Annotated in this window: 24 protein-coding genes, 1 tRNA gene and 1 pseudogene; 19 read left to right on the top strand and 7 right to left on the bottom strand. The window is 68.3% G+C overall.

Features of this window, described 5'->3' with window-relative positions:
- Window positions 1–19 precede the first annotated feature (19 nt).
- Window positions 20–964, top strand: coding sequence for a TIGR03564 family F420-dependent LLM class oxidoreductase (locus tag M8859_RS24610; RefSeq protein ID WP_159923789.1), 945 nt, complete (start codon window positions 20–22; stop codon window positions 962–964).
- 51 nt (window positions 965–1,015) lie between these two features.
- Complete coding sequence (gene hisI, locus M8859_RS24605; protein ID WP_159923791.1) at window positions 1,016–1,378, top strand: phosphoribosyl-AMP cyclohydrolase; 363 nt, start codon at window positions 1,016–1,018, stop codon at window positions 1,376–1,378.
- Here hisI and M8859_RS24600 read toward each other — a convergent pair.
- From M8859_RS24600 to M8859_RS24585, 4 genes are all read right to left on the bottom strand, one after another.
- Window positions 1,375–1,827, bottom strand: coding sequence for a MarR family winged helix-turn-helix transcriptional regulator (locus M8859_RS24600; RefSeq protein ID WP_159924024.1), 453 nt, complete (start codon window positions 1,825–1,827; stop codon window positions 1,375–1,377). The two genes, hisI and M8859_RS24600, sit on opposite strands and share 4 nt — an antisense overlap.
- A gap of 201 nt (window positions 1,828–2,028) precedes the next feature.
- A complete protein-coding gene (locus tag M8859_RS24595) occupies window positions 2,029–2,583 on the bottom strand; it encodes a permease (RefSeq protein ID WP_195071683.1) in 555 nt (184 codons plus the stop codon).
- Between the two features lie 63 nt (window positions 2,584–2,646).
- Window positions 2,647–3,102: a peroxiredoxin gene (locus M8859_RS24590; protein ID WP_159923795.1), complete on the bottom strand. Its 456-nt coding sequence runs from the start codon at window positions 3,100–3,102 to the stop codon at window positions 2,647–2,649.
- A 141-nt stretch (window positions 3,103–3,243) separates the two neighbouring features.
- The gene (locus tag M8859_RS24585; protein ID WP_159923797.1) at window positions 3,244–3,555 is read right to left on the bottom strand and encodes a hypothetical protein; all 312 of its coding nucleotides are present in this window, start codon (window positions 3,553–3,555) and stop codon (window positions 3,244–3,246) included.
- Between the two features lie 188 nt (window positions 3,556–3,743).
- Here M8859_RS24585 and M8859_RS24580 point away from each other — a divergent pair, with 188 nt between their 5' ends.
- The 11 genes from M8859_RS24580 (at window position 3,744) to M8859_RS24530 (ending at window position 15,431) form a co-directional block, all read left to right on the top strand.
- A complete protein-coding gene (locus M8859_RS24580; protein WP_195071682.1) occupies window positions 3,744–5,303 on the top strand; it encodes an anthranilate synthase component I in 1,560 nt (519 codons plus the stop codon).
- Window positions 5,304–5,380: 77 nt separating this feature from the next.
- Entirely contained in the window at window positions 5,381–6,130 is a 750-nt protein-coding gene (locus M8859_RS24575) for a TIGR02234 family membrane protein (RefSeq protein WP_370523787.1), read from the top strand.
- 183 nt (window positions 6,131–6,313) lie between these two features.
- Window positions 6,314–7,132, top strand: coding sequence for an indole-3-glycerol phosphate synthase TrpC (gene trpC, locus M8859_RS24570; protein ID WP_040777193.1), 819 nt, complete (start codon window positions 6,314–6,316; stop codon window positions 7,130–7,132).
- The gene (trpB, locus tag M8859_RS24565) at window positions 7,129–8,403 is read left to right on the top strand and encodes a tryptophan synthase subunit beta (protein ID WP_159923803.1); all 1,275 of its coding nucleotides are present in this window, start codon (window positions 7,129–7,131) and stop codon (window positions 8,401–8,403) included. Before trpC ends, trpB begins: the two co-directional genes overlap by 4 nt.
- Window positions 8,400–9,200: a tryptophan synthase subunit alpha gene (gene trpA, locus M8859_RS24560; RefSeq protein WP_159923805.1), complete on the top strand. Its 801-nt coding sequence runs from the start codon at window positions 8,400–8,402 to the stop codon at window positions 9,198–9,200. Before trpB ends, trpA begins: the two co-directional genes overlap by 4 nt.
- A 255-nt stretch (window positions 9,201–9,455) precedes the next feature.
- Complete coding sequence (gene lgt, locus M8859_RS24555; RefSeq protein WP_249644878.1) at window positions 9,456–10,649, top strand: prolipoprotein diacylglyceryl transferase; 1,194 nt, start codon at window positions 9,456–9,458, stop codon at window positions 10,647–10,649.
- Between the two features lie 230 nt (window positions 10,650–10,879).
- The gene (locus M8859_RS24550) at window positions 10,880–11,374 is read left to right on the top strand and encodes a TM2 domain-containing protein (protein ID WP_159923807.1); all 495 of its coding nucleotides are present in this window, start codon (window positions 10,880–10,882) and stop codon (window positions 11,372–11,374) included.
- Window positions 11,375–11,595: 221 nt separating this feature from the next.
- Window positions 11,596–12,321 (top strand): transporter substrate-binding domain-containing protein, encoded by a 726-nt coding sequence (locus tag M8859_RS24545; protein ID WP_283780020.1) that lies wholly within the window; start codon window positions 11,596–11,598, stop codon window positions 12,319–12,321.
- A gap of 12 nt (window positions 12,322–12,333) precedes the next feature.
- Entirely contained in the window at window positions 12,334–13,002 is a 669-nt protein-coding gene (locus tag M8859_RS24540) for an amino acid ABC transporter permease (protein WP_159923809.1), read from the top strand.
- A gap of 102 nt (window positions 13,003–13,104) precedes the next feature.
- Entirely contained in the window at window positions 13,105–14,523 is a 1,419-nt protein-coding gene (gene pyk, locus M8859_RS24535; protein ID WP_195071681.1) for a pyruvate kinase, read from the top strand.
- Window positions 14,524–14,618: 95 nt separating this feature from the next.
- Entirely contained in the window at window positions 14,619–15,431 is an 813-nt protein-coding gene (locus M8859_RS24530) for an acyl-CoA thioesterase (RefSeq protein ID WP_223522117.1), read from the top strand.
- A gap of 2 nt (window positions 15,432–15,433) precedes the next feature.
- On the opposite strand, the gene M8859_RS24525 is transcribed toward M8859_RS24530, so the two are convergent.
- The 3 genes from M8859_RS24525 to M8859_RS24515 form a co-directional block, all read right to left on the bottom strand.
- Window positions 15,434–15,859 carry a hypothetical protein gene (locus tag M8859_RS24525; protein ID WP_159923813.1) on the bottom strand — a complete coding sequence of 142 codons (426 nt, stop codon included), beginning with the start codon at window positions 15,857–15,859 and terminating at the stop codon, window positions 15,434–15,436.
- 154 nt (window positions 15,860–16,013) lie between these two features.
- The gene (locus tag M8859_RS24520; RefSeq protein WP_159924032.1) at window positions 16,014–16,634 is read right to left on the bottom strand and encodes an arsenate reductase/protein-tyrosine-phosphatase family protein; all 621 of its coding nucleotides are present in this window, start codon (window positions 16,632–16,634) and stop codon (window positions 16,014–16,016) included.
- A gap of 988 nt (window positions 16,635–17,622) precedes the next feature.
- Window positions 17,623–17,706: transfer RNA gene (locus M8859_RS24515), tRNA-Leu, on the bottom strand.
- Between the two features lie 223 nt (window positions 17,707–17,929).
- On the opposite strand from M8859_RS24515, the gene M8859_RS24510 reads away from it, so the two are divergent.
- The 6 genes and pseudogenes from M8859_RS24510 to M8859_RS24485 all read left to right on the top strand — a co-directional run bounded on the left by M8859_RS24510 (window position 17,930) and on the right by M8859_RS24485 (window position 24,328).
- On the top strand, window positions 17,930–18,547 hold the full coding sequence (locus M8859_RS24510; protein WP_040777220.1) for an ANTAR domain-containing response regulator: 618 nt from the start codon (window positions 17,930–17,932) through the stop codon (window positions 18,545–18,547).
- Between the two features lie 182 nt (window positions 18,548–18,729).
- Entirely contained in the window at window positions 18,730–19,971 is a 1,242-nt protein-coding gene (locus M8859_RS24505; RefSeq protein WP_321212649.1) for a branched-chain amino acid ABC transporter substrate-binding protein, read from the top strand.
- Between the two features lie 93 nt (window positions 19,972–20,064).
- Window positions 20,065–21,102 (top strand): branched-chain amino acid ABC transporter permease, encoded by a 1,038-nt coding sequence (locus tag M8859_RS24500; protein ID WP_195071680.1) that lies wholly within the window; start codon window positions 20,065–20,067, stop codon window positions 21,100–21,102.
- Complete coding sequence (locus tag M8859_RS24495; RefSeq protein WP_159923817.1) at window positions 21,099–22,514, top strand: branched-chain amino acid ABC transporter permease; 1,416 nt, start codon at window positions 21,099–21,101, stop codon at window positions 22,512–22,514. The genes M8859_RS24500 and M8859_RS24495 overlap by 4 nt, the downstream gene beginning before the upstream one ends.
- Window positions 22,511–23,467, top strand: a pseudogene (locus M8859_RS24490) (ABC transporter ATP-binding protein); the annotation flags it as partial. The gene M8859_RS24495 and the pseudogene M8859_RS24490, both read left to right, overlap by 4 nt.
- 165 nt (window positions 23,468–23,632) lie before the next feature.
- Window positions 23,633–24,328 (top strand): ABC transporter ATP-binding protein, encoded by a 696-nt coding sequence (locus M8859_RS24485; protein WP_236565436.1) that lies wholly within the window; start codon window positions 23,633–23,635, stop codon window positions 24,326–24,328.
- The last annotated feature ends 44 nt before the right edge of the window (window positions 24,329–24,372 follow it).

The following is a 24,372-nucleotide window of genomic DNA, read 5'->3' as shown; positions in this document are numbered from 1 at the left end:
TATCACGGTTGCTTCGGGCATGAGCATCGGTATCGCGTTGTCTCCCTTCTCCCTCGACGCCACCGACAACGCCGTGGACGCGGCGGTGTCGCTGGGTGTGTCGGCGGCCGCCGCCGGTTTGGCCTCGCTGTGGTTCGGACAGACCTTCAGCAGCGATGCCATCGCGCTGGCCGGGATCGTCGGCCGGGCGGTGCCCGAACTCGCGGTCGGCACGTCCGCGGTGCCGATCACCGCGCGTCATCCGCTGCTGACCTCCGCTCAGGCGCAGACCGCGCAGGCGGCCACCGGCGGCCGGTTCAGTCTCGGTCTGGGCCTCGGCGCGAGATCGTTCGCCGAACCGGTGTTCGGCGGCTCCTTCGACCGGCCCATCACCCGGTTGCGCGAGTTCCTCACCGCGCTGCGCACCGTGGTGCACACCGGTGCGGTCGATTTCCACGGGGAGACGCTCACCGCGGCCGCCCCGATGCCCGCCGCGGTGGCCGGGGCGCGCCCACCAGTGCCCATCTTGGTGGCCGCCATGGGACCGCAGGCGTTGCGCGTCACCGGTGAACTGGCCGACGGCACCCTGCCCTTCCTCGTCGGCCCCAAGGCGCTGGCCGAACACATCGTCGCGCCGCTCACCGCGGCGGCCGAGCGCGCGGGCAGGCCGCGGCCGCGGATCACCGCCCTCGTCCCCGGCGTGGTCACCGCGGACATCGACGCCGCCCGTGCGGCGGCCGCGGCCCAGACGGCGTTCTACGACGACATCCCCTCCTATGCCCGGATGATCGAGCTGTCCGGCGCGTCGCGTGCGGCGGAGCTCGTGGTGGTCGGAGACGAGGAAGCCATCGCGGCGCGCGTCGAGGAGTACTTCGCGGCGGGGGCGACGGAGGTCGTCTTCTCGCAAACCGATCTGACCACCCCGCAGGACCAGCGGCGGACCTGGGAGGCGCTCGGCGAACTCCAGCGCTCCCGTGCGCGCTGACCGCGCACTCCGGGCGATCCGGCCCCCGCAGGCCCCTGTTATAACGGTGCTATGAGTCTCGATCCCGCTATCGCCGCCCGTCTCAAGCGCAACGACGCCGGGTTGGTGTCGGCCGTAGCGCAGGAACGCGCCACCGGTGACGTGCTGATGGTCGCGTGGATGGACGACGAAGCGTTGGCGCGCACGCTGGAAACCCGCAAGGCGACGTACTATTCGCGCTCCCGGCAGCAGTACTGGGTCAAAGGGGAGACCTCCGGCCACACCCAGTACGTGCACGAAGTGCGGCTCGACTGCGACGGTGACACGATCCTGCTGGTCGTCGATCAAGCGGGCGCGGCCTGTCACACCGGCACGCATACCTGTTTCGACTCGGACGTGCTCTTGCCCGCGCGATCGGTGAACGCGCCCGGCTAGGCGCCGTTCGGGCGGTGGTCGTCCCGGCTCGGCGCGGCGAGTCCGCCGGGCTGGTCGAGCACGTCGGCGAGCCGCTCGGCCAGCAGCTGGCCCAGCTCGGCGACCTGGGCCTTCTGCGCGGTGTCCAGGCCGTCGAAGACCAAGTGCCGCACGGCGTCCAGATATCCGGGCGCGGCTTCGACGACCTTGAGATACCCCTCGTCGGTGAGGACGGCTTGCACGCCGCGCCGCCCGGCGGTCGCCGAGCGCTGCGCCCAGCCCATGCGCTCCAGCTTGGACACCACATGCGACAGCCGCGATAGCGATGCATTTGCCTTGTGGGCAAGCTCACTCATCTGCAGTCGGTGCCCCGGTTCCTCCGACAGCAGGGTCAGTACCCAGTACTCGAAATGCGTCACGCCGGACTCGCGCTGGAGCTGGGTGTCCAAGGCTCCTGGCAGCCGCGTCATCAGCGCAACGATTGCGCGCCAAGCTCGTTGTTCGACCGGGTCGAGCCACTTCGTCACTGTGTGCCTTCTTTCAAGCCAAGTGACGTGGTTTTGTCCGTAGTCCTAGTGATTGTCGAGAAAATTGTGCACAGTCACCCGCGACATCGAGTTTGCCACGACTTCGCTCGACCGTCATAAAGATGCTGCATGACGTGAGTTCACTCACACGGCGGGTGGGGGCATGTCCTCGGCTTTCGGCGTCCGCGGGTGCGTGCGGCGCCACCTGCGCAGCAGCAACAGCGCGACCGCGAGGAGAAACAGCAGCGTCGCGATGAGGGCCCCGGTGAGCGCGGCGCCGCGGAAGGCGGGAGCGTCGACATCCAGAACACGCTCACCCGCGTGGGCGGCGCTGCTGTTGCCCAGCACGATGGTCAGCGTCATCAGGTTGGGAATCGCGAACAGGATCGCGACGACCGCGGCCGCGCCCGCGAGGAATTTACCCGCCTTGCGCCGCCACATCAGCACGGCGAACAGCAGCAGGAAAAGCGTGACGACGGTACAGAACCCGCCGTAGAACAGACCCCAGCCGATGCCCTTGGCGAAGCTTCCCTGCACCGTCGACCCGACCCGCTGCGCCCACCAGCGTGGGATGAACGCGGACAGGATGAAGTAGAGGATGACGAGGACGGCGACGACCGCGGCGCCACCGATGATCCGGGTGCGCCAGACGGCTGCCACGGGTTTGCGTCCGCCCGGCTGAACGTCGGTCGAAGTCATGGATCCAGCCTAGGCCGCACCACTGCTCGGCAGCGGCTGCGCGGACCCGGCGCGCCGTGCCTTCTACCTGGTGCGCAGGTAGTTCAGTGCTTCGTCGGCGTGCACCGCGGCGCGCAACTCGCCGGTGATGATCTTGCGGATGGTGCGGTCGGTGTCGATGACGAACGTTTGCCGCTTCACGGGCGCGAGTTTGCCCAGGAGGCCGCGCTTCACGCCGAACCGCGCGGCCACGGCGCCGTCGGCGTCGGAGAGCAACGGATAGCCCAGACGCTGCTTCTCGGCGAATCCCGCCTGGGTGGCCACGCCGTCGGTGCTGATGCCGACGCAGCTTGCGCCGACAGCGGCGAATTCGGCGGCGAGGTCGCGAAAATGACAGGCCTCGGCCGTGCACACGGGCGTATTCGCCGCGGGATAGAAGAACAGGACCAAGGGGCCGTTCGCCAGCAACGCGTCGAGCGAGCGAGGGGTGCCGGACTGATCGGGAAGCTCGAAATCAGGGGCGAGCTGTCCTTGCTGCATACCCGGGCACACTACCGGGCGCTTGGTTGAATCGGGTAGGCGCGCGGGCGGCGGACCTGTTGCTCGTGCCCGTCGATACGCCGCCCGCGATCGGATCGCCGCGTCGGTGGCCGGGCACGAGCCGGGGGGTGCGCGGTGCGGTTACGCGCCGATGAGCGCTGCCACCTCAGGGTTCTTGATCGCCATCACGTCGAGGATGCCGTGGGCTCGCAGGAACGGCTTCAGCTCCTTGATGCGATGGCTGTGGACGGCGTACTCGTCGGGAAATCGGTTCTTGTCCAGGGACTCCAGTGCTTTGACGTAGGTGACGAAGGACGCGAGCGCGTTGCTCGGAACGCCGGGGGGGTGGGCCGGTTGACCGGTGCCCGCCGACCGCGAGGTGTCGAGGCGCGGGACGTGGCGGCCCGCGACGTGCCGAGGGCCCTCGGGCGCTACCGATTGCGAGGGGTACATCAGTTGTTTCCTCTCGAGATGGATACCGCATGCGACGTGGAACGCCGCGAGTGTAGTGAGCCCGGCCACACCTGCCGCGGCCGCGTGGGAACCGGACGGTCGACCTGATTTGTCGGGTTTGTCGCGTCCTTCGCCGTGTCACCGGCACCGCTCACCGGTCGGTCGGCCCGGCCTGGGATGATGAGTACATGCCAGGCGCGTCCACTCCCACCACCACGACCCGCGAGCAGTTCCATCAGCTGGCCGCGGAGCATCGGGTCGTCCCCGTGACCCGAAAGGTGCTGGCGGACTCGGAGACTCCACTCTCGGCCTACCGCAAGCTCGCCGGTGACCGGGCGGGCACGTTCCTGTTCGAGTCCGCGGAGAACGGCCGGTCGTGGTCGCGCTGGTCGTTCATCGGCGCGGGAAGCCCTTCGGCACTGACCGTCGTCGACGGCGAGGCGGCCTGGCTCGGCCATATCCCGGTGGATGCCCCCTCCGGCGGCGATCCGCTGGTCGCGTTGCGCGAGACGCTGGAGTTGCTGCGCACCGAGCGTTTGCCCGGCTTGCCGCCGCTGACCGGCGGCATGGTCGGGTATCTCGGCTACGACGCGGTGCGCCGCATAGAGCGACTACCCGAGCTGGCCATGGACGACTTGCGGTTGCCCGAGATGGTCTTGTTGCTGGCCACCGATCTGGCCGCGTTCGACCACCACGAGGGCGCGATCACGCTGATCGCCAACGCGGTCAACTGGAACGGCACCGCCGAACGCGTCGACGAGGCCTACGACGACGCGGTGGCCCGGCTGGACCGGATGACCGCCGCGCTCGGCGAGCCCGCCGATTCCACCGTGTCGGTGTTCGACCGGCCCGAGCCCGAATACCGGCGCAGGCGCACCACCGAGGAGTTCGGTGCGGGTGTGCGTCGCCTGGTCAAGGAGATCGAGGCGGGCGAGGCGTTCCAGGTGGTGCTGTCGCAGCGTTTCGAGATGGACTACGACGGGGCGCCGATCGACCTGTACCGGATGCTGCGCGCTTCCAATCCCAGCCCCTACATGTACCTGCTGCACATCCCGGATGGCGAGGGCGGCACCGCGTTCTCCATCGTCGGCTCCAGTCCGGAATCGCTGGTGACCGTGAAAGACGGCGTGGCGACGACCCATCCGATCGCGGGCACCCGCTGGCGGGGGGCCACCGAGGAGGAGGACCTCCTGCTGGAGAAGGGCCTGCTCGCCGACGAGAAGGAGAACGCCGAGCACCTCATGCTCGTCGACCTCGGCCGCAACGACCTGGGCCGGGTGTGCGAGCCGGGCACCGTGCGGGTCACCGAGTACCGGCACATCGAGCGCTACAGCCATGTCATGCACCTGGTCTCGACGGTCTCGGGCCGGTTGGCGCCCGGGCGGATCGCGCTGGACGCGGTGCGGGCGTGCTTCCCGGCGGGCACCTTGTCCGGTGCGCCCAAGGTGCGCGCGATGGAGTTGATCGAGGAACTCGAACCGACCCGGCGCGGCGTCTACGGCGGCGTCGTCGGATATCTGGACTTCGCCGGTGACGCCGACACCGCCATCGCCATCCGCACCGCGCTGCTGAAGGACGGCACGGCCTACGTGCAGGCGGGCGCGGGAGTCGTCGCGGACTCGGATCCGGAGTACGAGGACGTGGAAGCGCGCAACAAGGCGATGGCGGTGCTGAAGGCGGTCGCGGCGGCCCGGACGGTGCGGGCGTACGGCACGCAGCCGGATACGGCGGACGGCGGACCGCGATGACGGCTGCCCGTCCCGAAGACGAACCGGGCCGGGCGCGGGAGCCCGCCCCGGATACGAGCGCCACGACACGGGAATCCCTGCCTTCGGCCGAAGAATCCGCCCCGCCCACCGGATCGCCCGGCGCCGGCGACGATTCGCGCCGGAAATACCCGGTGGGCCCGATCGTCTTGCTCGCTGCCGCCGCCGCGGCACTGTGGGCGTCGTCCCGGATGACCTGGGTGACGGTCACCTCTTCCGACGGTCTCACCCAACCCCGCACCGATCAGCTCGACGGCGGGGTGTGGTTCGGCGCGCTCACGCCGCTGGCGCTGGTACTGCTCGCATCGATCGCGGCCGTGCTGGCCACCAGGGGCTGGCTACGCCGGGTGGTCGGCGTGTTGATCGCGTTGGTCGCGGCGGTGGCCGCGGTGCCCGCGTTCGCGCTGCTGACCGACTCCGGCAAGCTCGCCGAGCGGGCCGCGAAACTCGCCGAGCTCCCGGCACGGGCACAGGTGGAGGAGGCGACCACGTCGGCGTTTCCGGCCGTGCTGGCGCTGCTCGGCGCGATCGCCGCGTTCGGCGCGGGCGCGCTGTTGGCGCGTATGCCCGCCGAGGCGGCACGGCTGTCCGGCAAGTACGACAACCCGGTCTTCCGGCGCGCCGCCGCGACGGCGGAGGTCACGCAGCGGCGCACGCAGTCCCCGGACGAGCGACCCTCAGCGCAGCTGTCCGAGCGCGTGCTGTGGGACGCGCTGGACGCGGGCACCGACCCGACCGAGGAACCTTCCGGCGGGCAGCCGCCTCCGGAGAATCCGGACCACGGAGAGGTGGGCCGACGTGGCCGCTGAGCTGTCCCCGCGCGCCGGGTGTGGCGGCTGCCACCTTGCGCCGAGCCCTTCCGCGTGGTTCAACCCGAGCCCCGGCGCGTACGCGCCCGGTAGGTCCATTTATTCTTTGTCAGCATCGGTGAGACAGCGCCTGGGGGGATTCTCAGGTAGCAAGTCCGTCTCCCCAGAAAGGATTCGAGCCAGATGACGGTACTCGACTCGATTCTCGACGGGGTCCGCGCGGATGTGGCCGCTCGGGAAGCCCTTCTCGACTTCCAGGCGGTCAAGGCGGCCGCCGCGGCGGCGCCCGCGCCGCTGGACGCCCGCGCCGCGCTGCTCGAGGACGGCATCGGCGTGATCGCCGAGGTCAAGCGGGCAAGTCCGTCCAAGGGCGAGCTGGCGGACATCCCGGACCCCGCGAGCCTGGCCAAGGCCTACGAGGACGGCGGAGCCCGGATCATCAGCGTGCTCACCGAGGGCCGCCGCTTCAACGGGTCGCTGGACGACCTGGACGCGGTCCGCGCCACGGTGAACATCCCGATCCTGCGCAAGGACTTCGTCGTCGGCCCGTACCAGATCCACGAGGCGCGCGCGCACGGCGCGGATGTCATCCTGCTGATCGTCGCGGCGCTGGAACAGGACGTCCTGTCCTCCCTCATCGATCGCACCGAGTCGCTGGGAATGACCGCGCTGGTCGAGGTGCACACCGAGGAGGAGGCCGACCGCGCGCTGGAGGCGGGCGCGTCGGTGATCGGCGTGAACGCCCGCAACCTCAAGACGCTCGAGGTCGACCGCGACGTCTTCGCTCGGATCGCGCCCGGACTGCCCACCGAGGTCATCCGGATCGCCGAGTCGGGCATCCGCGGCACCGCCGACCTGCTGGCCTACGCGGGTGCGGGCGCGGACGCCGTCCTCGTCGGCGAGGGACTTGTGACCAGTGGCGACCCCCGTGCGGCGGTCTCGGAGCTGGTGACCGCGGGTACCCACCCGTCCTGCCCGAAGCCCGCGCGGCGGGGCCGGTGACGGGCGTGACGGCACTACCCCGGGCCAGTGACGGCATCGCCCAGCGCAGCGGCCACGAGCCGGACGCGGGCGGGCACTTCGGCGTCTACGGCGGCAGGCACGTCCCCGAGGCGCTGATGGCCGTGATCGAGGAGGTCACCGCCGAGTACGAGAAGTCACGGCTCGACGAGTCCTTCCTCAACGAGCTCGACCGGCTCCAGCGCGACTACACCGGCCGTCCGTCGCCGGTGTTCGAGTGCACGCGGCTGTCGGAGCACGCGGGCGGCGCCCGCATCCTGCTCAAGCGCGAAGACTTGAACCACACCGGATCGCACAAGATCAACAACGTGCTCGGTCAGGCATTGCTCGCCAAGCGGATGGGCAAGACCAGGGTGATCGCCGAGACCGGCGCGGGCCAGCACGGCGTCGCGACAGCGACCGCCTGCGCCCTGCTCGGGCTGGACTGCGTCGTCTACATGGGCGCGGTCGACACGGCGCGCCAGGCGTTGAACGTGGCGCGCATGCGCCTGCTCGGCGCGGAGGTGATCTCGGTGACGTCGGGTTCGCAGACTCTCAAGGACGCCATCAACGAGGCGCTGCGCGACTGGGTGACCAACGCCGACGACACCTACTACTGCTTCGGCACCGCGGCGGGTCCGCATCCGTTCCCGATGCTGGTGCGCGATTTCCAGCGCATCGTCGGCATGGAGGCCCGCGCCCAGGTCCAGGCCTCGACCGGCGGGTTGCCCGACGCGGTCGTCGCCTGTGTCGGCGGCGGTTCCAACGCCATCGGCATCTTTCACGCGTTTCTCGACGACGCCGACGTGCGGCTGATCGGCTACGAGGCGGCCGGTGACGGTGTCGACACCGGGCGGCACGCGGCCACGTTCACCGGCGGGACACCGGGCGCGTTCCAGGGCGCCTACTCCTACCTGCTGCAGGACGAGGACGGCCAGACCATCGAGTCGCATTCGATCTCGGCGGGCCTGGACTACCCGGGCGTCGGCCCCGAGCACGCCTATCTCAAGGACATCGGCCGTGCCGAGTACCGGCCGGTCACCGACAGCGAGGCGATGGACGCGCTGCTGCTGCTCAGCCGCAGCGAGGGCATCATCCCCGCGATCGAGTCGGCGCACGCGGTGGCGGGCGCGCTGCAACTGGGCAAGGAACTCGGCCCGGGCGCGGTCATCCTGGTGAACCTCTCGGGCCGGGGCGACAAGGACATGGATACGGCAGCGCGGTGGTTCGGGCTGTTCGGCGCCGAGAACGAGCCGCAGGAGGCCGACCAGTGAGCCAGCAATCCCGCCTGGCCAACACCTTCGCCGCCTGCCGCGCCGAGGGCAGGGCGGCGCTGATCGGTTACCTGCCCGCGGGCTACCCGGACCTGGCCGGCTCCATCGAGGTCGTGCGCACGATGGTCGAGGCCGGATGCGACATCATCGAGGTCGGCGTCGCCTACTCCGATCCGGTGATGGACGGCCCGACCATCCAGGCCGCGGCCGAGCAGGCGTTGCGCGGCGGCGTGCGGGTGCGCGACGTGTTCACCGTGGTCGAGGCGATCACCGGCGCGGGCGGCAAGGCCGTCGTGATGAGCTACTGGAATCCCGTACTCAAGTACGGCGTCGACAGCTTCGCGCGGGATCTGGCCGCCGCGGGCGGCGCGGGCATCATCACCCCGAACCTGATCCCGGAGGAGGCCGACGACTGGTTCGTCGCCTCGTCCACGCACAATCTGGACCGCATCTTCCTGGTCGCGCCGTCGTCCACCGAGGAGCGCCTGGTGAAGACGCTCGAGGCCAGCCGCGGTTTCGTGTACGCGGCCTCGACCATGGGCGTCACCGGCGCGCGCGACGCGGTGTCCTCGGCAGCGCCCGCGCTGTGCGCCCGCATCCGGTCCCACTCCGACATCCCGATCGGCGTCGGCCTCGGTGTTCGCTCGGGCGAGCAGGCCGCCGAGATCGCCTCCTACGCCGACGGTGTCATCGTCGGTTCGGCGTTGGTGAGTGCGGCGGGCCGCGGACTGGACGCGGTGCGGGCACTCACCGCGGAACTGGCTCGAGGGGTGCGGTCGGCGACCGTCGCGTCGTAGCCACCCGCCGGTGGCGAAACCGCGTCCTCCGCGACGGCGGACGAACGAACTCGCGTACCGCTCCCGGACCGTCTGCCGCTATGCGTGAGTGGCCTCGTCGTGTGCTGCACCGCGCGCCCTTGGCCCCCCGATGACCCGAGAAGGCGATAGCTCTCACGGCGGTGGGAGCGTCGCGCGCGGCATGGGCGTGCCCGGCCACGGCAGGGGCGGTGCGTTGGTGGCGAGTCGGCTGAGACTCTCCGCTACGGTTGCCCCGTGACGTTACGAGTCCTCGCAGACAGTGTCCTGGCCGACGGCGGCGTCAGCGGCGCCGTGCTGGCCTACCTCCCCAGCCCCGCGCAGGGCGTGTGGCAGATCGGGCCGTTCCCGCTGCGGGCCTACGCCCTGTGCATCATCCTCGGCATCGTCGTCGCGATCTGGTGGGGCGAACGGCGTTGGCGCGCTCGCGGCGGGCAGCCCGGTGCGATCCTGGACGTCGCGATGTTCGCGGTGCCGTTCGGTCTGGTCGGCGGCAGGCTCTACCACGTGGCCACCGACTGGCAGAAGTACTTCGGCGCGGACGGGAATCCGGTCGACGCGCTGAAGATCTACCAAGGCGGGCTCGGTATCTGGGGCGCGGTGCTGCTGGGTGGCGTCGGCGCCTGGATCGGCTGCCGGGTGTACCGGATCCCGTTGCCCGCCTTGGGCGACGCGCTCGCCCCGCCGATCCTGCTGGCGCAGGCCATCGGCAGGCTCGGCAACTACTTCAACCAAGAACTCTACGGACGCGAGACCGACCTGCCGTGGGGCCTGGAGATCTACCGGCGGGTGGGCGACGACGGCCGGCTCGACATGATGAACGGCGTCTCCACCGGCGTGGTCGAGAAGATCGTGCACCCCACCTTCCTGTACGAGCTGCTGTGGAACGTGCTCGTCGTCGTGCTGCTGGTGTTGGTGGACAAGCGTTTGCGGATCGGCCACGGGCGGCTGTTCGCGCTGTATGTCGCGGGCTACTGCTTCGGCCGGTTCTTCATCGAGCTGATGCGCGCCGACGAGGCGACGAAGATCGCGGGTATCCGGATCAACTCGTTCACCTCCGCCGTCGTGTTCCTGGGCGCGATCGCCTACTTCGTCTTCGCGACGAAGGGCCGAGAGACGCCCGAGCAGTTGCAGCCCGGCGCGAGCCCGCGTCCGTGGCCGTGGCAGATCCGTGCGCTGCGTGCCGCTGGAGCGGCGTCGGCCGAGAAGTCCCCGGACGCTGCCGCGTTCGAGACCGATGCTGCCGCGTCCGAGACCGATGCCGCCGCGTCCGAGAGCGCGGTGTCCGATGCCGAGTCCGGCGCGACCGAATCGGGCGGGCAATCCGAGGCAGAGGCTGCCGGGGCCGGAACCGAGTCCACCGAAACCGCGCCGAAGAAGGTGGATTCGGAGAAGTCGGCCTCGGAGAAGTCGGCCTCGGACAACAGCTGATCGTTCGGTGCGTGCCTGGGTCGGATCCGTCGCCGCCGACAGCGAATTCTCGTTCGCGGCAACGATCAGGCGACCCGCCGCGATAACTACTCGCGGGACCGAACCATCCCGGGGCGACAACCCGGTCGATCCCGGTGACAATGACTCGTGATCGTCGCGAGCGGCAGTTCGGCGATCCAGCAAGGCCGGGGGCCGACAAGAGGGTGCCCGCACTAATGAGGAGGACATGAGTGACCGACCCTTACCAGCAGAATCCGGGTTCCGGGGGCCCGCAGTACGGCCCGCCCGGCACCGGCCCGGATCTGACCAAGCCGCTCGAGGCGCAGAGTCAGCCGCAGTACAACCCGCCGTCGGACCCGTACGGTCAGCCCCAGTACGGCCAGCCCGTTGACCCCTATGGTCAGCAGCCGGGTGGCTACCCACCGGCCCCGTACCCGGGTGGTCCGCAGGGCTACAACCCGAACGACCCGGAAGCGCCCTGGGGCCGCGACCCGTTCGGCGTACCGCTGTCGGACAAGCAGAAGCTGATCGCGGGTCTGCTGCAGATCTTCCTCGGCGGTTTCGGCGTCGGCCGCTTCTACCTCGGCTACACCGGCCTGGGCGTCGCCCAGCTGGCGGTCACCATCGTGACCTGCGGCCTCGGCAGTATCTGGGGCCTCATCGACGGCATCATGATCTTGGTCGGCAAGGTGCCGGATTCGCAAGGCCGCCCGCTGCGCGACTGACGGCGACGGTATCGATGCCGGCCGACAGGAGGGCGCGACGCGTTCTTCTGCCGGCGGGCACCGGGCCGGGACCACGGAGCGCAACTCTTTCGCGCACGACGATCGCGATACTGTCGCTCGGGTAGCTCCGGGCGTAGCATGGCTCGGATTCGCGTGCCGTGTGTGGAGCTCCACGCACCGAAGAGAGGGATCCCGTGCGCCGTAAGCTGTTCGCCGCCGCCATGCTCGCCGTCGTCGCCGCCACCGGACTGACCGCGTGCGGCGGCAGTGACCCTAATGTGCTGAAGGTCGGAACGGAGGGCACCTACTCGCCGTTCAGCTTCCAGGGTTCCGACGGCAAGCTCACCGGCTACGACGTGGAGGTTATCCAGGCGGTCGGCGACAAGCTCGGCAAGAAGGTCGAGTTCGTGCAGACGCCGTGGGACGCCATCTTCGCGGGCCTGGAGTCCAAGCGTTTCGACTTGGTGGCCAATCAGGTGACCGTGAACGACGAGCGCACGGGCAAGTACGCGTTGTCGGCGCCGTACACCACATCGGCGGGCGTGATCGTCACCCGAGCCGGTGACAACACCATCACCGCACTAGCCGATCTCGACGGCAAGACCTGCGCGCAGTCGGCCACCAGCAATTGGAGCAAGGTCGCCACCGAGGCGGGCGCGAAGGTCGAGGCCGTGGAGGGCTTCGTGCAGGCCGTCCAGCTGTTGAAGAACGGCCGCGTGGACGCGACCGTCAACGACAACCTCGCCGTCGCGGAATACACCAAGAAGACCGGTGACACGAGCGTGAAGGTCGCGGGCCGGACCGGGTCGGTGAGCAAGCAGGCCTTCGCCGCGCGTAAAGGCGACGCGCTGATCACCGACGTGGACAACGCGCTGAACCAGCTGCGCGCCGACGGCACCCTGGCGAAGATCTCCGAGAAGTACTTCGGGACCGACGTCAGCCAGTAGCCGACCACCTTCATGGACGCCGCCACCCGGGATCTCATCTGGCACAACCTGTGGCCGATGCTGCAGGCCACCGTCACCAAGACGCTGCCGCTCACGGCGATCAGTTTCGCCATCGGCCTGGTGATCGCGCTGTTCGTCGCGCTGGCCAGGATGTCGCCGGTGTGGCCGCTGTCGGCGGCGGCCCGCTGCTACATCTCGATCATTCGCGGCACCCCGCTGCTGGTGCAGTTGTTCATCGTGTTCTATGCGCTGCCGCAGTTCGAGATCGTGATCGACCCGTTTCCCGCCGCCGTGATCGCGTTCAGCCTCAACGTCGGCGGCTACGCGGCCGAAGTGGTGCGCGCTGCCATTCTCAGCGTCGCGGCGGGTCAGTGGGAGGCGGCGCAGGCGCTCGGCATGTCGTATCCGATGATGCTGCGGCTGATCATCCTGCCGCAGGCCGCGCGGATCGCCGTGCCGCCGTTGTCCAATACGCTGATCTCCCTGGTGAAGGACACCTCGCTGGCCTCGACCATCCTGGTGACCGAGTTGCTGCGCGTCGCCCAGCTCGCGGCCGCGCCCACCTTCGATTTCTTCGCGCTCTACGGGGTCGCGGCGTTGTACTACTGGGTGATCTGCCTGATCCTCGGGTTCGGGCAGACTCGGCTGGAGACCCGGCTGGCGCGCCATGTCGCACGATGAGTATCCGTTTGTGCCGGCTACGAGGCGTAGTTCATATTTTTCACCAAGGTTTCACCGTGGCCAGGGCGGGACCTGTGCACCGAGCGGGACTAGGCTCTACCCGTGATGCGACGGACGAAGATTGTGTGCACGCTCGGACCGGCCACTGCCACCGAGGACCGTATCCGCGAACTCGTCGAGAGCGGTATGGACGTAGCTCGGCTGAACTTCAGCCACGGTGAGCACTCCGACCATGCCGAGAACTACAAGAAGGTGCGTCAGGCCTCCGACCACCTCGGCCGGGCGGTCGGCATTCTGGCCGACCTGCAGGGTCCCAAGATCCGCCTCGGCCGCTTCCTGGAAGGCAGAACCGTCTGGGCGACGGGTGAAGAGGTCCGCATCACCGTCGACGACATCGACGGGACCCACGATCGCGTGTCCACCACCTACAAGGAACTGGCGCAGGACGCCAAGGCAGGCGATCGCCTGCTGGTCGACGACGGCAAGGTCGGCCTCATCGTCACTCGCGTCGAGGGCAACGACGTGGTCTGCCGGGTCACCGAGGGCGGTCCGGTCTCCAACAACAAGGGCGTCTCGCTGCCGGGCATGGACGTGTCGGTGCCCGCGCTGTCGGAGAAGGACATCGAGGACCTGGAATTCGCGCTGAAGCTAGGCGTGGACTTCATCGCGCTGTCGTTCGTGCGGTCCCCGTCCGATGTCGAGCTGGTGCACGATGTGATGGACCGGGTGGGCCGCCGGGTGCCGGTGATCGGCAAGCTGGAGAAGCCGGAGGCGATCGACAACCTGGAGGCCGTGGTCCTGGCCTTCGACGCGGTGATGGTCGCGCGCGGCGACCTCGGTGTCGAGCTGCCGCTCGAGCAGGTGCCGATCGTGCAGAAGCGCGCCATCCAGATGGCGCGCGAAAACGCCAAGCCGGTCATCGTCGCCACGCAGATGCTGGAATCGATGATCGAAAACTCCCGCCCCACCCGCGCCGAGGCATCGGACGTGGCGAACGCGGTGCTCGACGGCGCCGACGCGGTGATGCTGTCGGGCGAGACCTCGGTGGGCAAGTACCCGATCGAAACGGTGCGCACGATGGCGCGCATCGTGCACGCGGTGGAGACCGAGTCGACCCGGGTGCCGCCGCTGACCCACGTGCCGCGCACCAAGCGGGGTGTGATCTCTTACGCGGCCCGCGATATCGGCGAGCGGCTCAACGCCAAGGCGCTGGTCGCGTTCACCCAGTCGGGCGACACGGTGCGCCGCCTGGCGCGGCTGCACACTCCGCTGCCCCTGCTGGCGTTCACGCCGCTGCCGGAGGTGCGCAGCCAGCTGGCGCTGACCTGGGGCACCGAGACCTTCATCGTGCCGACCGTCGACAGTACCGACGCGATGATCCACCAGGTGGATGTAGCACTTCTGTCGATGGAGCGATACCAGAAGGGGGACCTGGTTGTCATCGTGGCCGGGTCGCCGCCCGGTACCGTCGGGTCCACCAACCTGATCCACGTTCACCGAATCGGTGAGGAGGACCATTAGTGAGTGCTTCCCTGAGCAGCCCCGTCGACATCGCGGACCCGCACGCGCCGCGCTCCGACCTGGATGTGCTGCTGGGTCTGCTCGATCTCGAACAGATGGACGAGGACGTGTTCGTCGGCCAGCATCCGGAGAAGGTGTGGAGCCGGACCTTCGGCGGTCAGCTCGTCTCGCAGGCGATCATCGCGGCGGGCCGCACGGTCGGTGACCGCCCGGTGCACGCCGTCAACGCGCATTTCGTGCGCGGCGGCGACGTGAAGAAGCCGATCGAGTACCGGGTGGACCGCCATCGCGACGGCCGCGCCTTCGCCAATCGCACGGTCACCGCCAGCCAGGACGGCCAGGAGCTGTTCGTCATGCTCGCCGCGTTCCAGGATTGGGGCACGGGACTCGAGCACGCGCACGCCCAGCCGGAGGTACCGGACCCGGAGACGCTGCCGCGGGTGGAGGAGAGCTTCGAAGGCTTGGAGGACAAGCTGGAGATGTTCGTCAAGGCGCCGCATCCGATCGACATGCGCTACACCAACGACCCGGCGTGGATCCTGAAGGGCACCGGGGAGCGGCTCAACCACAACCGCGTGTGGATGCGCGCGGACGGCAAGCTGCCCGACGATCCGCTGATCCACGTGGCGACGCTGGGTTATTCGTCCGACACCACGGTGCTGGACTCGATCATCACCACCCACGGGCTGTCGTGGGGTCTGGACCGCATCATCGCGGCCACGGTCAACCACTCGATCTGGTTCCACCGCCCGTTCCGTTTCGACGAGTGGGCGCTGTACTGCACCGAGTCACCGGTGGCCGCGGGATCCCGTGGGCTGGCGACCGGGCGCTTCTACTCCCGCAGCGGCGATCTGCTCGCCACCACGGTGCAAGAGGGACTCATCCGCCACTTCCCCTCGCGGCGTTAGGGTTATAGCAGTTCGAGGTCGCGATCGATGTCGAGATCGACGTCGGTGCGCTGCGATGCGCGGATCGAGACCGGGATCTCGTCTCCCGGCTCGGTTCGCGCGAGCCCCGAGATCGCATGCAGCAATTGCCGTTCCAGCGCGGCCATGTGGTCGCCGGTCAGCTGGTCGGGTGCGCCGACCAAGCTGAGCGCGATCTCGTAGGTGCCGCGGTCGTCCGCGAGTGCGCCGGGCACAGCCGCGGGGCAGCGGCCTGCGAGCGCCGTGTGGGCGGGGTCATCGATGTCGACCGGCAAGGTGAAACGCCAGGCGAACACGTCACGGTCGGTGAGGTGGTCGTCGACCACCGCACGCACGGTGTCGACGACGCGTTCGAGGGTTTCCGGTGTCACATAAACATGGAGCGAAACATCCGAAATGCGTTTCGGCATGTCTTCTTCCTGTCCTGTGTCGAACCAGCAACGGCGGAGAGTGTTGTCCGGCGGGAGTTTAATGCGTCCGGTGCGGAAAAGGACACAGCCGGGTGATAACAGGTTGATACGCGGTGAATCCCGGCGCCCTACCGCGCGCGGTCGGCTCCGGTGATCACTGGGTGCGTTGGGCGGCGAGGAAGGTCGCCAGCGGTGCGGGCGCGCCGCCGGGGCGGATCACCAGTCCACGGCGTTCGTCGTGCGGCCAGCGCGGCTGTTCGTGCGGGGCGAGCGCCAGCAGCAGCGGCACGAGCGCCTCGGCGATACGGTCGCCGACCTCGCAGAACGCCTGAGCGGACAGCCCGACCGGGTCGGCGATGTTCTCTCGGCCGACCAGCGACAGGTCGTTGCGTGCCCGGTGCAATTCTGCGACCGTGCGCGCGCCGGTGACGCGGGCGATCCGGTGGGCTTCCAGCAGGGTGAAGGTGCGTGACCCGGCGCCGAACGCCATGTCGACGACTTGGTCGCGGATCTGCTCGGTCATCGTGAGCACCAGGTCGGCCTTGTCGATCATCTCGGGCTTCAGGCGCCGTGCCCGGAAGCTGCCGGGATCGGCGCCGAGCCCGGCGATGGTTTGCGCGGCCAGCGGCTCGACCGGAAATCCCACGAGCGCACGCGTTCCCGCGCTCTCGGCGGTGAGGTAGGGAAGATCGTATTCGACCGCGAGGGCGCGCGTGAGCCGCTCGGCGATCACCGAACGACAAACGTTGCCGTTGCAGACGAACAAGACGTGCATACAGACCACGATAAACGGCGCGGAGGCTACCAGAAGGGCTCGAGTCGTTAGTCCCACATATGGGAACAACATATTCATCTGCTCGTAGCGCGCTGTACACGAAGCACACCGCTTTCGCCTGCCTGCGACGTACGTCACTGCGGGAGGTGCAACGGTTCGACTCCCCTCATGCCTTTACCCCTGACCGCACGCATTCAAACGCTGCCTTGTGATTGCTTCGTAATATGACGGCGATGCGCACCCGCCTCGTATTCGCCGCTTCGGTAAGGGGATTCGCGAACGCGGGGCTGGACCCCTCGCCGGCTCTGCCCTGGATGCGATCGCGGTGCAGAGCCGGTGACCGCGCGAGGCGACGCCGGACGCGAACCGTACGCGCCGACCGCCGAGACCATGTCAGCGATGCCGTCACGGGTAACCCACCCCTCATACCCCGACATCACCTCTCGACCGGCCACGAGCACCATCCGCCAGCACAGAAGGGGAAGACGGGACACTTCGCGAGTGCTCATCCCGAACGCCACCATTCCCAACCGGCGCCCCCCATTCGTCGGCACTGAAGGTGGGCTTCCGCTCCGAAGCCGGGGGGACTACACCAGAGAGGCAGAGGCAGCGCCTCAACTGTCAAACGCCACGTTCCCCTTCCAACGCAACTACCCACCTCAGGGGTTTCGGGGGGCGAAGCCCCGCCCGAGCGGGGCCTGGGGGTTGCACCTCAGAAGAAGCGATGAGCGCCCCGCGCAAGCGCTCTCCGCGCAACGCAACCACATACCTCGGGGGTCGGGTGCGAAGCCCCTCCGAGGGCCCTCACGGTTGCCCACAGAAGAAGCGATGAGCGCCCCACGTAAGCGCTCTCCCCGCAACGCAACCACACCTCGGGGGTTCGGGGGGCGAAGCCCCGCCGAGCGGGGCCTGGGGGTTGCACCCCCGGAAGAAATGACGAGCGCCCCCCGCAAGCGCTCTCCGCGAGCAGGGGACGCCCAGAAGCGAGTGCCGAGTGTGGGACTCGAACCCACACGTCCTTTCGGACAACGGTTTTTGAGACCGTCGCGTCTGCCAGTTCCGCCAACCCGGCGCACCGGGTGGCAACTATAGCGGGTCGGGTGGCTGGAACGCGAATGGGTTGGTCTCTGCGGCGCGACCACACGGTTTGCGCAGGGTATATGCGTTCTATGCCGAAGTGAAAGGTACTCTTTACATCACTCGACAGCCCCGATGAGGCCGAAGGTCGCCCCGTGCGATCCCGGCTTTCTTTCGGTTCGGTCGGGACAGGGCATCGGAACCAGAGGGGTCTACCTATGAGCACAGCAGCTGGGGGCGCCGGCACCAAGCGGGACGCCGGGGCGAAGCGGGTCGTCGTCGCCGAAGACGAAGCGCTCATTCGCATGGATCTGGTCGAGATGCTGACCGAAGAGGGCTATCAGGTGGTGGGTGAGGCGGGTGACGGCCAGCAGGCAGTGGATCTCGCGGTCGAGCACCGGCCGGATCTGGTGATCATGGACGTGAAGATGCCGCGCCGCGACGGGATCGACGCGGCGGCCGAGATCGCCTCGAAACGTGTTGCACCCGTGGTTATCCTGACCGCGTTCAGCCAGCGCGATCTGGTGGAGCGGGCGCGTGACGCGGGGGCGATGGCCTACCTGGTGAAGCCGTTCACGAAATCGGATCTGGTGCCCGCCATCGAATTGGCGGCCAGCCGTTTCCACGAGATCACCGCGCTGGAGAGCGAGGTCGCGAATCTGGCCGACCGGCTGGAGACGCGCAAGCTGGTCGAGCGCGCCAAGGGTGTTCTGATGCAGACGCAGGGCCTTTCGGAGCCGCAGGCGTTCAAGTGGATTCAACGCACCGCAATGGATCGTCGCACGACGATGAAGGCGGTCGCGGAGGTCGTGTTGGAGAACCTGACGCCGAAGTGACGGGGCCCGCGCGAAAATTTACGCAGACGAAACGTGATCGTGAACAAGAATTCGAAACGATGTCGCGCGCATGATCCGAATGTGATGCGGAACTAACGTACCGACGCTATGTTCTGACCGGGCTGACATGGTCGGCCTCCTCGGTGAACCCGGGGGAGCACAGAACTTAGATGAGGTGAAACGTGCTTAGTTCGACATGGCGCAGTCGCTCGACGCTCGGTGTCCTGGCCGTCGGCGCCGCCGCCGCGCTGGTGCTGACCGGTTGTAGCGACAAATCCACCAGCAGCGGTTCGGATTCCTCGGGCACCAACGGCGCGGGCGGCTTGTCCATCCAGCCGGTCTTGCAGGTCGACCAGCAGGGCAAGGAGGTGCCGAAGGCGGACGCGTCCGCGGCGGCCGATCCCGCGGGCGACGGCAAGGCGACCTGCGCGCCGGGCACGGCCATCGCGATGGCGGGCGCGCTGACCGGTCCGGACGCCGCGCTGGGCATCAACATCGTCAACGGCGTCAAGCTCGCGCTCGACAAGCACAACAAGGCCAACCCCGGTTGCAAGATCGAGCTCAAGCAGTTCGACACCGAGGGTGACCCCCAGAAGGCCACCCAGGTGATCCCGCAGATCGTCAACGATCGGTCGATCATCGGCCTGGTCGGTCCCGCGTTCTCCGGGGAGACGAAGGCGACCGGCAAGATCCTCAGCGACGCCGGGCTGGTCTCGGTCACCTCTTCGGCGACCAACGCGACGCTGACCCAGAACGGCTGGACCACCTTCTTCCGCGGTCTGGCCAACGACGACGTGCAGGGCCCGTCGGTTGCGAAGTACCTGGTCAACACCGCGGGCTACAAGAAGGTCTGCGTCATCCAGGACAACACCGACTACGGCACGGGTCTGGCGAAGTCGATCACCGACGGTCTCGGCGCCGCCGCGGACCCGGCGTGCGCGGCCAGCATCAAGAAGGGCGACAAGGACTTCTCCGCGACGGTCACCAAGGTGGCGGCCGCGAATCCGGACGCCATCTTCTACTCCGGCTACTACTCCGAGGGCGCGCCGCTGGCCCAGCAGTTGAAGTCCGGTGGCGTGAACGCGGTCTTCGTCTCCGCCGACGGCACCAACGACCCGCAGTTCGTCACCCAGGCGGGCAGCGCCGCCAAGGGCGCGAAGCTGTCGTGCCCGTGCGGTCCCGCCCCGGAGCAGTTCGCCAAGGACTACGAGGCGCTCAACGGTCAGGCGCCCGGTGTCTACTCGGTCGAGGCGTACGACCTCACCACGATCCTGGCCAAGGGCATCGACGGCGGCAAGGTGACCCGCCCGGATCTGCTCGACCATGTACGGACGTACGACGGTGCCGGCCTCGCGCGTCAGTACAAGTGGGATCCCAACGGCGAGCTGTCGAACGCGCTGATCTGGGTGTACGAGGTCAAGTAGCTCCGGATTCCGGGCGCACGGCACGTATGGGGATTCGGCCGGATCCCCATACGTGCCGTTGTTCGGTGGGCGAAAGGATGAGGGCAGAAATAAATGAAACAAACGTTATTGGCCGGTGGGATACAACTCACGGCCGGTTCGATCGACTTCAACTACGAGGGGTTGGTCGATAGTTTCTGGCGACTGACCGTCGACGGCGTGACCTACGGCGCCATCTATGCTTTGGTGGCGGTGGGCTACACCTTGGTCTACGGCGTATTGCGGCTGATCAATTTCGCCCATTCGGAAATCTTCATGCTCGGGTTGTTCGGGCAATTGATCGGGTTGATGATCTTCGGATTCGTCGCCAGCGCGGATGTGTACACCCAGGGCGTGGTGCTCACCGTCGTCTATCTGGGTTTGGCGATGGTCGTGGGCATGGCGGTATCCGGTGGCGCGGCTGTCGGATTGGAGCGGGTGGCCTACCGACCCCTGCGCAAACGGGGCGCGAAACCGCTGGCCTTCCTGATCACGGCGATCGGCATGTCGTTCGTGCTGCAGGAATTGGTGCACTTCGTGCTGCCGAAGATCCGCCCCGATCTCGGTGGCACCAACGCGCAGCAGCCGATCCGCCTGGTCGAGCCCACCGTGCAGTTCAGCTTCGGCGGCGCGGACGTCACCAACATCATGCTGCTGATCGTGTCGGCGGCGGTGGTGCTGGCGATCGCCACCGAGGTGCTGATCAACCGGACCAAATTCGGCCGTGGCATCCGCGCGGTGGCCCAGGACCCCGACACCGCGACGCTGATGGGCGTGTCACGCGAGCGGGTCATCATGCTGACCTTCCTCATCGGCGGTGTGCTCGCGGGCGCGGCGGCGATGCTGTTCACGCTGAAGATTCCCAACGGGATCATCTACTCCGGCGGATTCGTCCTCGGTATCAAGGCGTTCAGCGCTGCGGTACTCGGCGGCATCGGCAATCTGCGGGGCGCGCTGCTCGGCGGCCTGCTGCTCGGCGTGGTGGAGCAGTACGGCCAGATCCTGTTCGGCACCGAGTGGCGTGATGTGGTCGCGTTCGTGGTGCTGGTTCTTGTGCTGATGGTTCGCCCGACCGGCATCCTCGGCGAGAGTCTCGGAAGGGCGCGCGCATGACCGACACGACCAAGACGGCGTCGCCGGACACCGCGCGCCGCGGCCTCGGCGATGCGATCCGCACCTGGTGGGACGGTCTGAGCAGGCCCGCGCAGTGGGGCGTCGGCGTCCCGATCCTCATCCTGCTGGCGTTGCTGCCGCTGTTTCCTCCGCCACTGCTGAACACGCCCTCCTACAACTTCGGCCTGGTGATGGCGCAGGTGGCGATGTACGCGCTGCTGGCCATCGGCCTCAACGTGGTGGTCGGGCAGGCGGGTCTGCTCGACCTCGGCTACGTCGGTTTCTACGCGGTCGGCGCCTACACCGTCGGACTGCTCACCAGCCCGAACAGTCCGTGGAACCAGACCGACGGCGGCTGGTTGGATCCGGAGTGGGCGTGGCTGGCCTGTCTGCCGATCGCCGTCGCGGTGACCGCGGTCTCCGGCCTGATCCTCGGTTCACCCACACTGCGTCTGCGCGGCGACTACCTGGCGATCGTGACACTCGGATTCGGTGAGATCGTCCGGCTCCTCGCGGAGAACCTCACCGAGATCACCAACGGCAGCCTCGGCCTGTCGGGTGTGGCCTACCCGCACGTGGGCGAATCCGAGAGCAAGCCGGAGGGCGTCTTCTCCGGCGGCAACAGCGGCGACCCCGACAGCGCGAACCTGCTCGACCGCGCCAGCTACGGCACCTACTGGTACTGGTTCGGCATGGTGCTGGTGGTCATCGTGCTGCTGATGGTCGGCAACCTGGAGCGCAGCCGGGTCGGCCGCGCCTGGGTGGCCATCCGCGAGGATGAGGACGCGGCCGAGATCATGGGCGTGCCGACGTTCAAGTTCAAGCTGTGGGCGTTCATGATCGGGGCCGCGGTGGGCGGCATGTCCGGCGCGATCTACGCCGGGCAGGTGCAGTTCATCAACCCCACCGGCTTCAACATCATCAACTCGATGCTGTTCCTGTGCGCGGTGGTCATCGGCGGTCAGGGCAACAAGCTCGGAGTGATCTTCGGCGCGTTCGTCATCGCCTATCTGCCCGCGCGGTTGCAGTCGGTGAACCTGGTGAGCAACGAGACGACCGGGTACGTGCTGCTGGCGATCGACGTGGCGGTGTTCGTCGCGCTGATCGTCTTCTGGCGGCTGTGGGCCGGTCGGTTGGGCACCTGGCAGCGGCGCGGCGTGATCACCGGCATGGTCACGACCGGCGTGCTGGCGCTGCTGCTGCTCGGCAGCGTGCTGCTGTTCCGCAAGGGCGGCGCGCAGTCGCTGGGTGACCTCAAATATCTGTACTTCGGTATCGCGTTGGTGGTGATGATGATTCTGCGTCCGCAGGGTCTGTTCCCGGTGCGGCAGAAACTGCTCACCTACGGCAGGCAAGTGGTTCTGGCCGTGCGCAGACCGGCCGCGGTCGAGCCGATCGGAGCGGGCCGATGACCGGGCCGGGCGCGGGTGACGCGCTGTTCGACAACGAGGACATGGCCGCGGGTTACGCGGCCGAGCCGCAGGCCGAGTCCGCGGGGACGGTCGACGTCACCCAGGTGATACCGGACCTCGCCGACGCCGAGACGGTCGCGGAAGTCGTCGCGCCGCGCCGCGATATCGAGACCGCGGTGGGTGAGCCGCTGCTGCGCACCGACGGCCTGACGGTGAAGTTCGGCGGTCTCACCGCGCTGGACCAGGTGAGCTTCGAGATCCGCCGCGGCGAGATCCTCGGTCTCATCGGCCCCAACGGCGCGGGCAAGACCACCTGCTTCAACGCGATCACCGGTATCTACCAGCCCGCCTCCGGACTGGTGTACTTCGACGGCAAGCCGCTGACCAAGACCAAACGCAACGCGATCACCCGGCTCGGCATCGCGCGCACGTTCCAGAACGTGCGGCTCTTCGGCGAGATGACGGCGCTGGAGAACGTCGTGGTGGGCACCGACGCACGGCACAAGACCTCGGTGCCCGGCGCGGTGTTCCGCACGCCGCGGCATCGACGCGAGGAACGCGACGCCATCGAGCGCGGCATGGCGCTGCTGGAGTTCGTCGGCATCGCTCCGCGCGCGGTGGAGAAGGCACGCAACCTGTCCTACGGCGACCAGCGTCGCCTGGAGATCGCCCGCGCGCTGGCCACGGAGCCGAAGCTGCTGTGCCTGGACGAGCCGGCGGCGGGATTCAATCCGAGCGAGAAGTCCGCGCTCATGGACCTGATTCGCAAGATCCGCGACGACGGGTTCACGGTGCTGCTGATCGAGCACGACATGCGGCTGGTCATGGGCGTGACCGACCGAATCGTGGTGCTGGAGTTCGGCCGCAAGATCGCCGACGGATTGCCCGCGGACATCCGCGACAACCCGGCGGTGATCGCGGCCTACCTCGGCGTGCCGGATACCGAGGTGAGCGAATTCGACCCCGCCGTGCCGGAGGGCAGCGAGAGCGGCGAAAGCGCGCCGTCTGGTCCGGAACCGGCGGCGGCGCCGGGCGCCGAGACGGCGGTCACTCCACCGGTGACCGAGGCGCCGGACAAGCCTCCTGCCGCGGGTGCTCCGCTGCTCGAAGTGGAGGGCATGGTCGTCAACTACGGCAGGATCCGAGCGCTGCACGGGATCTCGCTGACCGTCGCCGAGGGCGAGCTGGTCACCCTGCTCGGCGCCAACGGCGCGGGCAAGACGACCACCATGCGCGCGATGTCCGGGCTGCTGCCGCTGACCCGCGGCCGAATCCTGTTCGAGGGCCGCGACATCACTCGGATGAAGGCGCACGAGCGGGTGACGCACGGGTTGATCCAGGCTCCGGAGGGCCGGGGTGTCTTCCCCGGCATGACGGTGCAGGAGAACCTCGACATGGGCTGCTACGGACGAGGTTTCAAGCGGAAGGGCGAGTACGACCGGACGCTGGAATGGGTGTTCGAGCTCTTCCCGCGATTGCTCGAGCGGCGCAAACAGGTCGGCGGCACGCTCTCCGGCGGTGAGCAGCAGATGCTGGCCATCGCCCGCGCACTGATGGCGCGTCCGCGGCTGCTGTTGCTCGACGAGCCGTCGATGGGTTTGGCGCCCATGGTGATCCAGCAGATCTTCCGGATCATCGGCGAGATCAACCAGCAGGGCACCACGGTGCTGCTGGTGGAGCAGAACGCCCAGCAGGCGCTGGCCCGCAGCGACCGCGCTTACATCATGGAGACCGGTGAGGTCACCAAGTCCGGCCGCGGCGCGGAATTGCTCACCGACCCCGCGGTGAAGTCGGCGTATCTGGGCGTGGGATAGGCGTCTTCACCAGCGCGGCCTGTGCTCCCGATGCCCGGGAGCAC

The sequence above is a fragment of the Nocardia sputi genome (assembly GCF_023501985.1).
This window is presented reverse-complemented; position numbering and strand designations above follow the sequence as displayed.

Coding starts and splice junctions, on each gene's coding strand:
- M8859_RS24610 (WP_159923789.1), top strand. CDS start 20: ATGAGCATCGGTATCGCGTTGTCTCCCTTCTCCCTCGACGCCACCGAC.
- hisI (WP_159923791.1), top strand. CDS start 1,016: ATGAGTCTCGATCCCGCTATCGCCGCCCGTCTCAAGCGCAACGACGCC.
- M8859_RS24600 (WP_159924024.1), bottom strand. CDS start 1,827: ATGACGCGGCTGCCAGGAGCCTTGGACACCCAGCTCCAGCGCGAGTCC.
- M8859_RS24595 (WP_195071683.1), bottom strand. CDS start 2,583: ATGACTTCGACCGACGTTCAGCCGGGCGGACGCAAACCCGTGGCAGCC.
- M8859_RS24590 (WP_159923795.1), bottom strand. CDS start 3,102: ATGCAGCAAGGACAGCTCGCCCCTGATTTCGAGCTTCCCGATCAGTCC.
- M8859_RS24585 (WP_159923797.1), bottom strand. CDS start 3,555: ATGTACCCCTCGCAATCGGTAGCGCCCGAGGGCCCTCGGCACGTCGCG.
- M8859_RS24580 (WP_195071682.1), top strand. CDS start 3,744: ATGCCAGGCGCGTCCACTCCCACCACCACGACCCGCGAGCAGTTCCAT.
- trpC (WP_040777193.1), top strand. CDS start 6,314: ATGACGGTACTCGACTCGATTCTCGACGGGGTCCGCGCGGATGTGGCC.
- M8859_RS24545 (WP_283780020.1), top strand. CDS start 11,596: ATGCTCGCCGTCGTCGCCGCCACCGGACTGACCGCGTGCGGCGGCAGT.
- M8859_RS24540 (WP_159923809.1), top strand. CDS start 12,334: ATGGACGCCGCCACCCGGGATCTCATCTGGCACAACCTGTGGCCGATG.
- M8859_RS24530 (WP_223522117.1), top strand. CDS start 14,619: ATGGACGAGGACGTGTTCGTCGGCCAGCATCCGGAGAAGGTGTGGAGC.
- M8859_RS24525 (WP_159923813.1), bottom strand. CDS start 15,859: ATGCCGAAACGCATTTCGGATGTTTCGCTCCATGTTTATGTGACACCG.
- M8859_RS24520 (WP_159924032.1), bottom strand. CDS start 16,634: ATGCACGTCTTGTTCGTCTGCAACGGCAACGTTTGTCGTTCGGTGATC.
- M8859_RS24510 (WP_040777220.1), top strand. CDS start 17,930: ATGAGCACAGCAGCTGGGGGCGCCGGCACCAAGCGGGACGCCGGGGCG.
- M8859_RS24500 (WP_195071680.1), top strand. CDS start 20,065: ATGAAACAAACGTTATTGGCCGGTGGGATACAACTCACGGCCGGTTCG.
- M8859_RS24495 (WP_159923817.1), top strand. CDS start 21,099: ATGACCGACACGACCAAGACGGCGTCGCCGGACACCGCGCGCCGCGGC.
- M8859_RS24485 (WP_236565436.1), top strand. CDS start 23,633: ATGGTCGTCAACTACGGCAGGATCCGAGCGCTGCACGGGATCTCGCTG.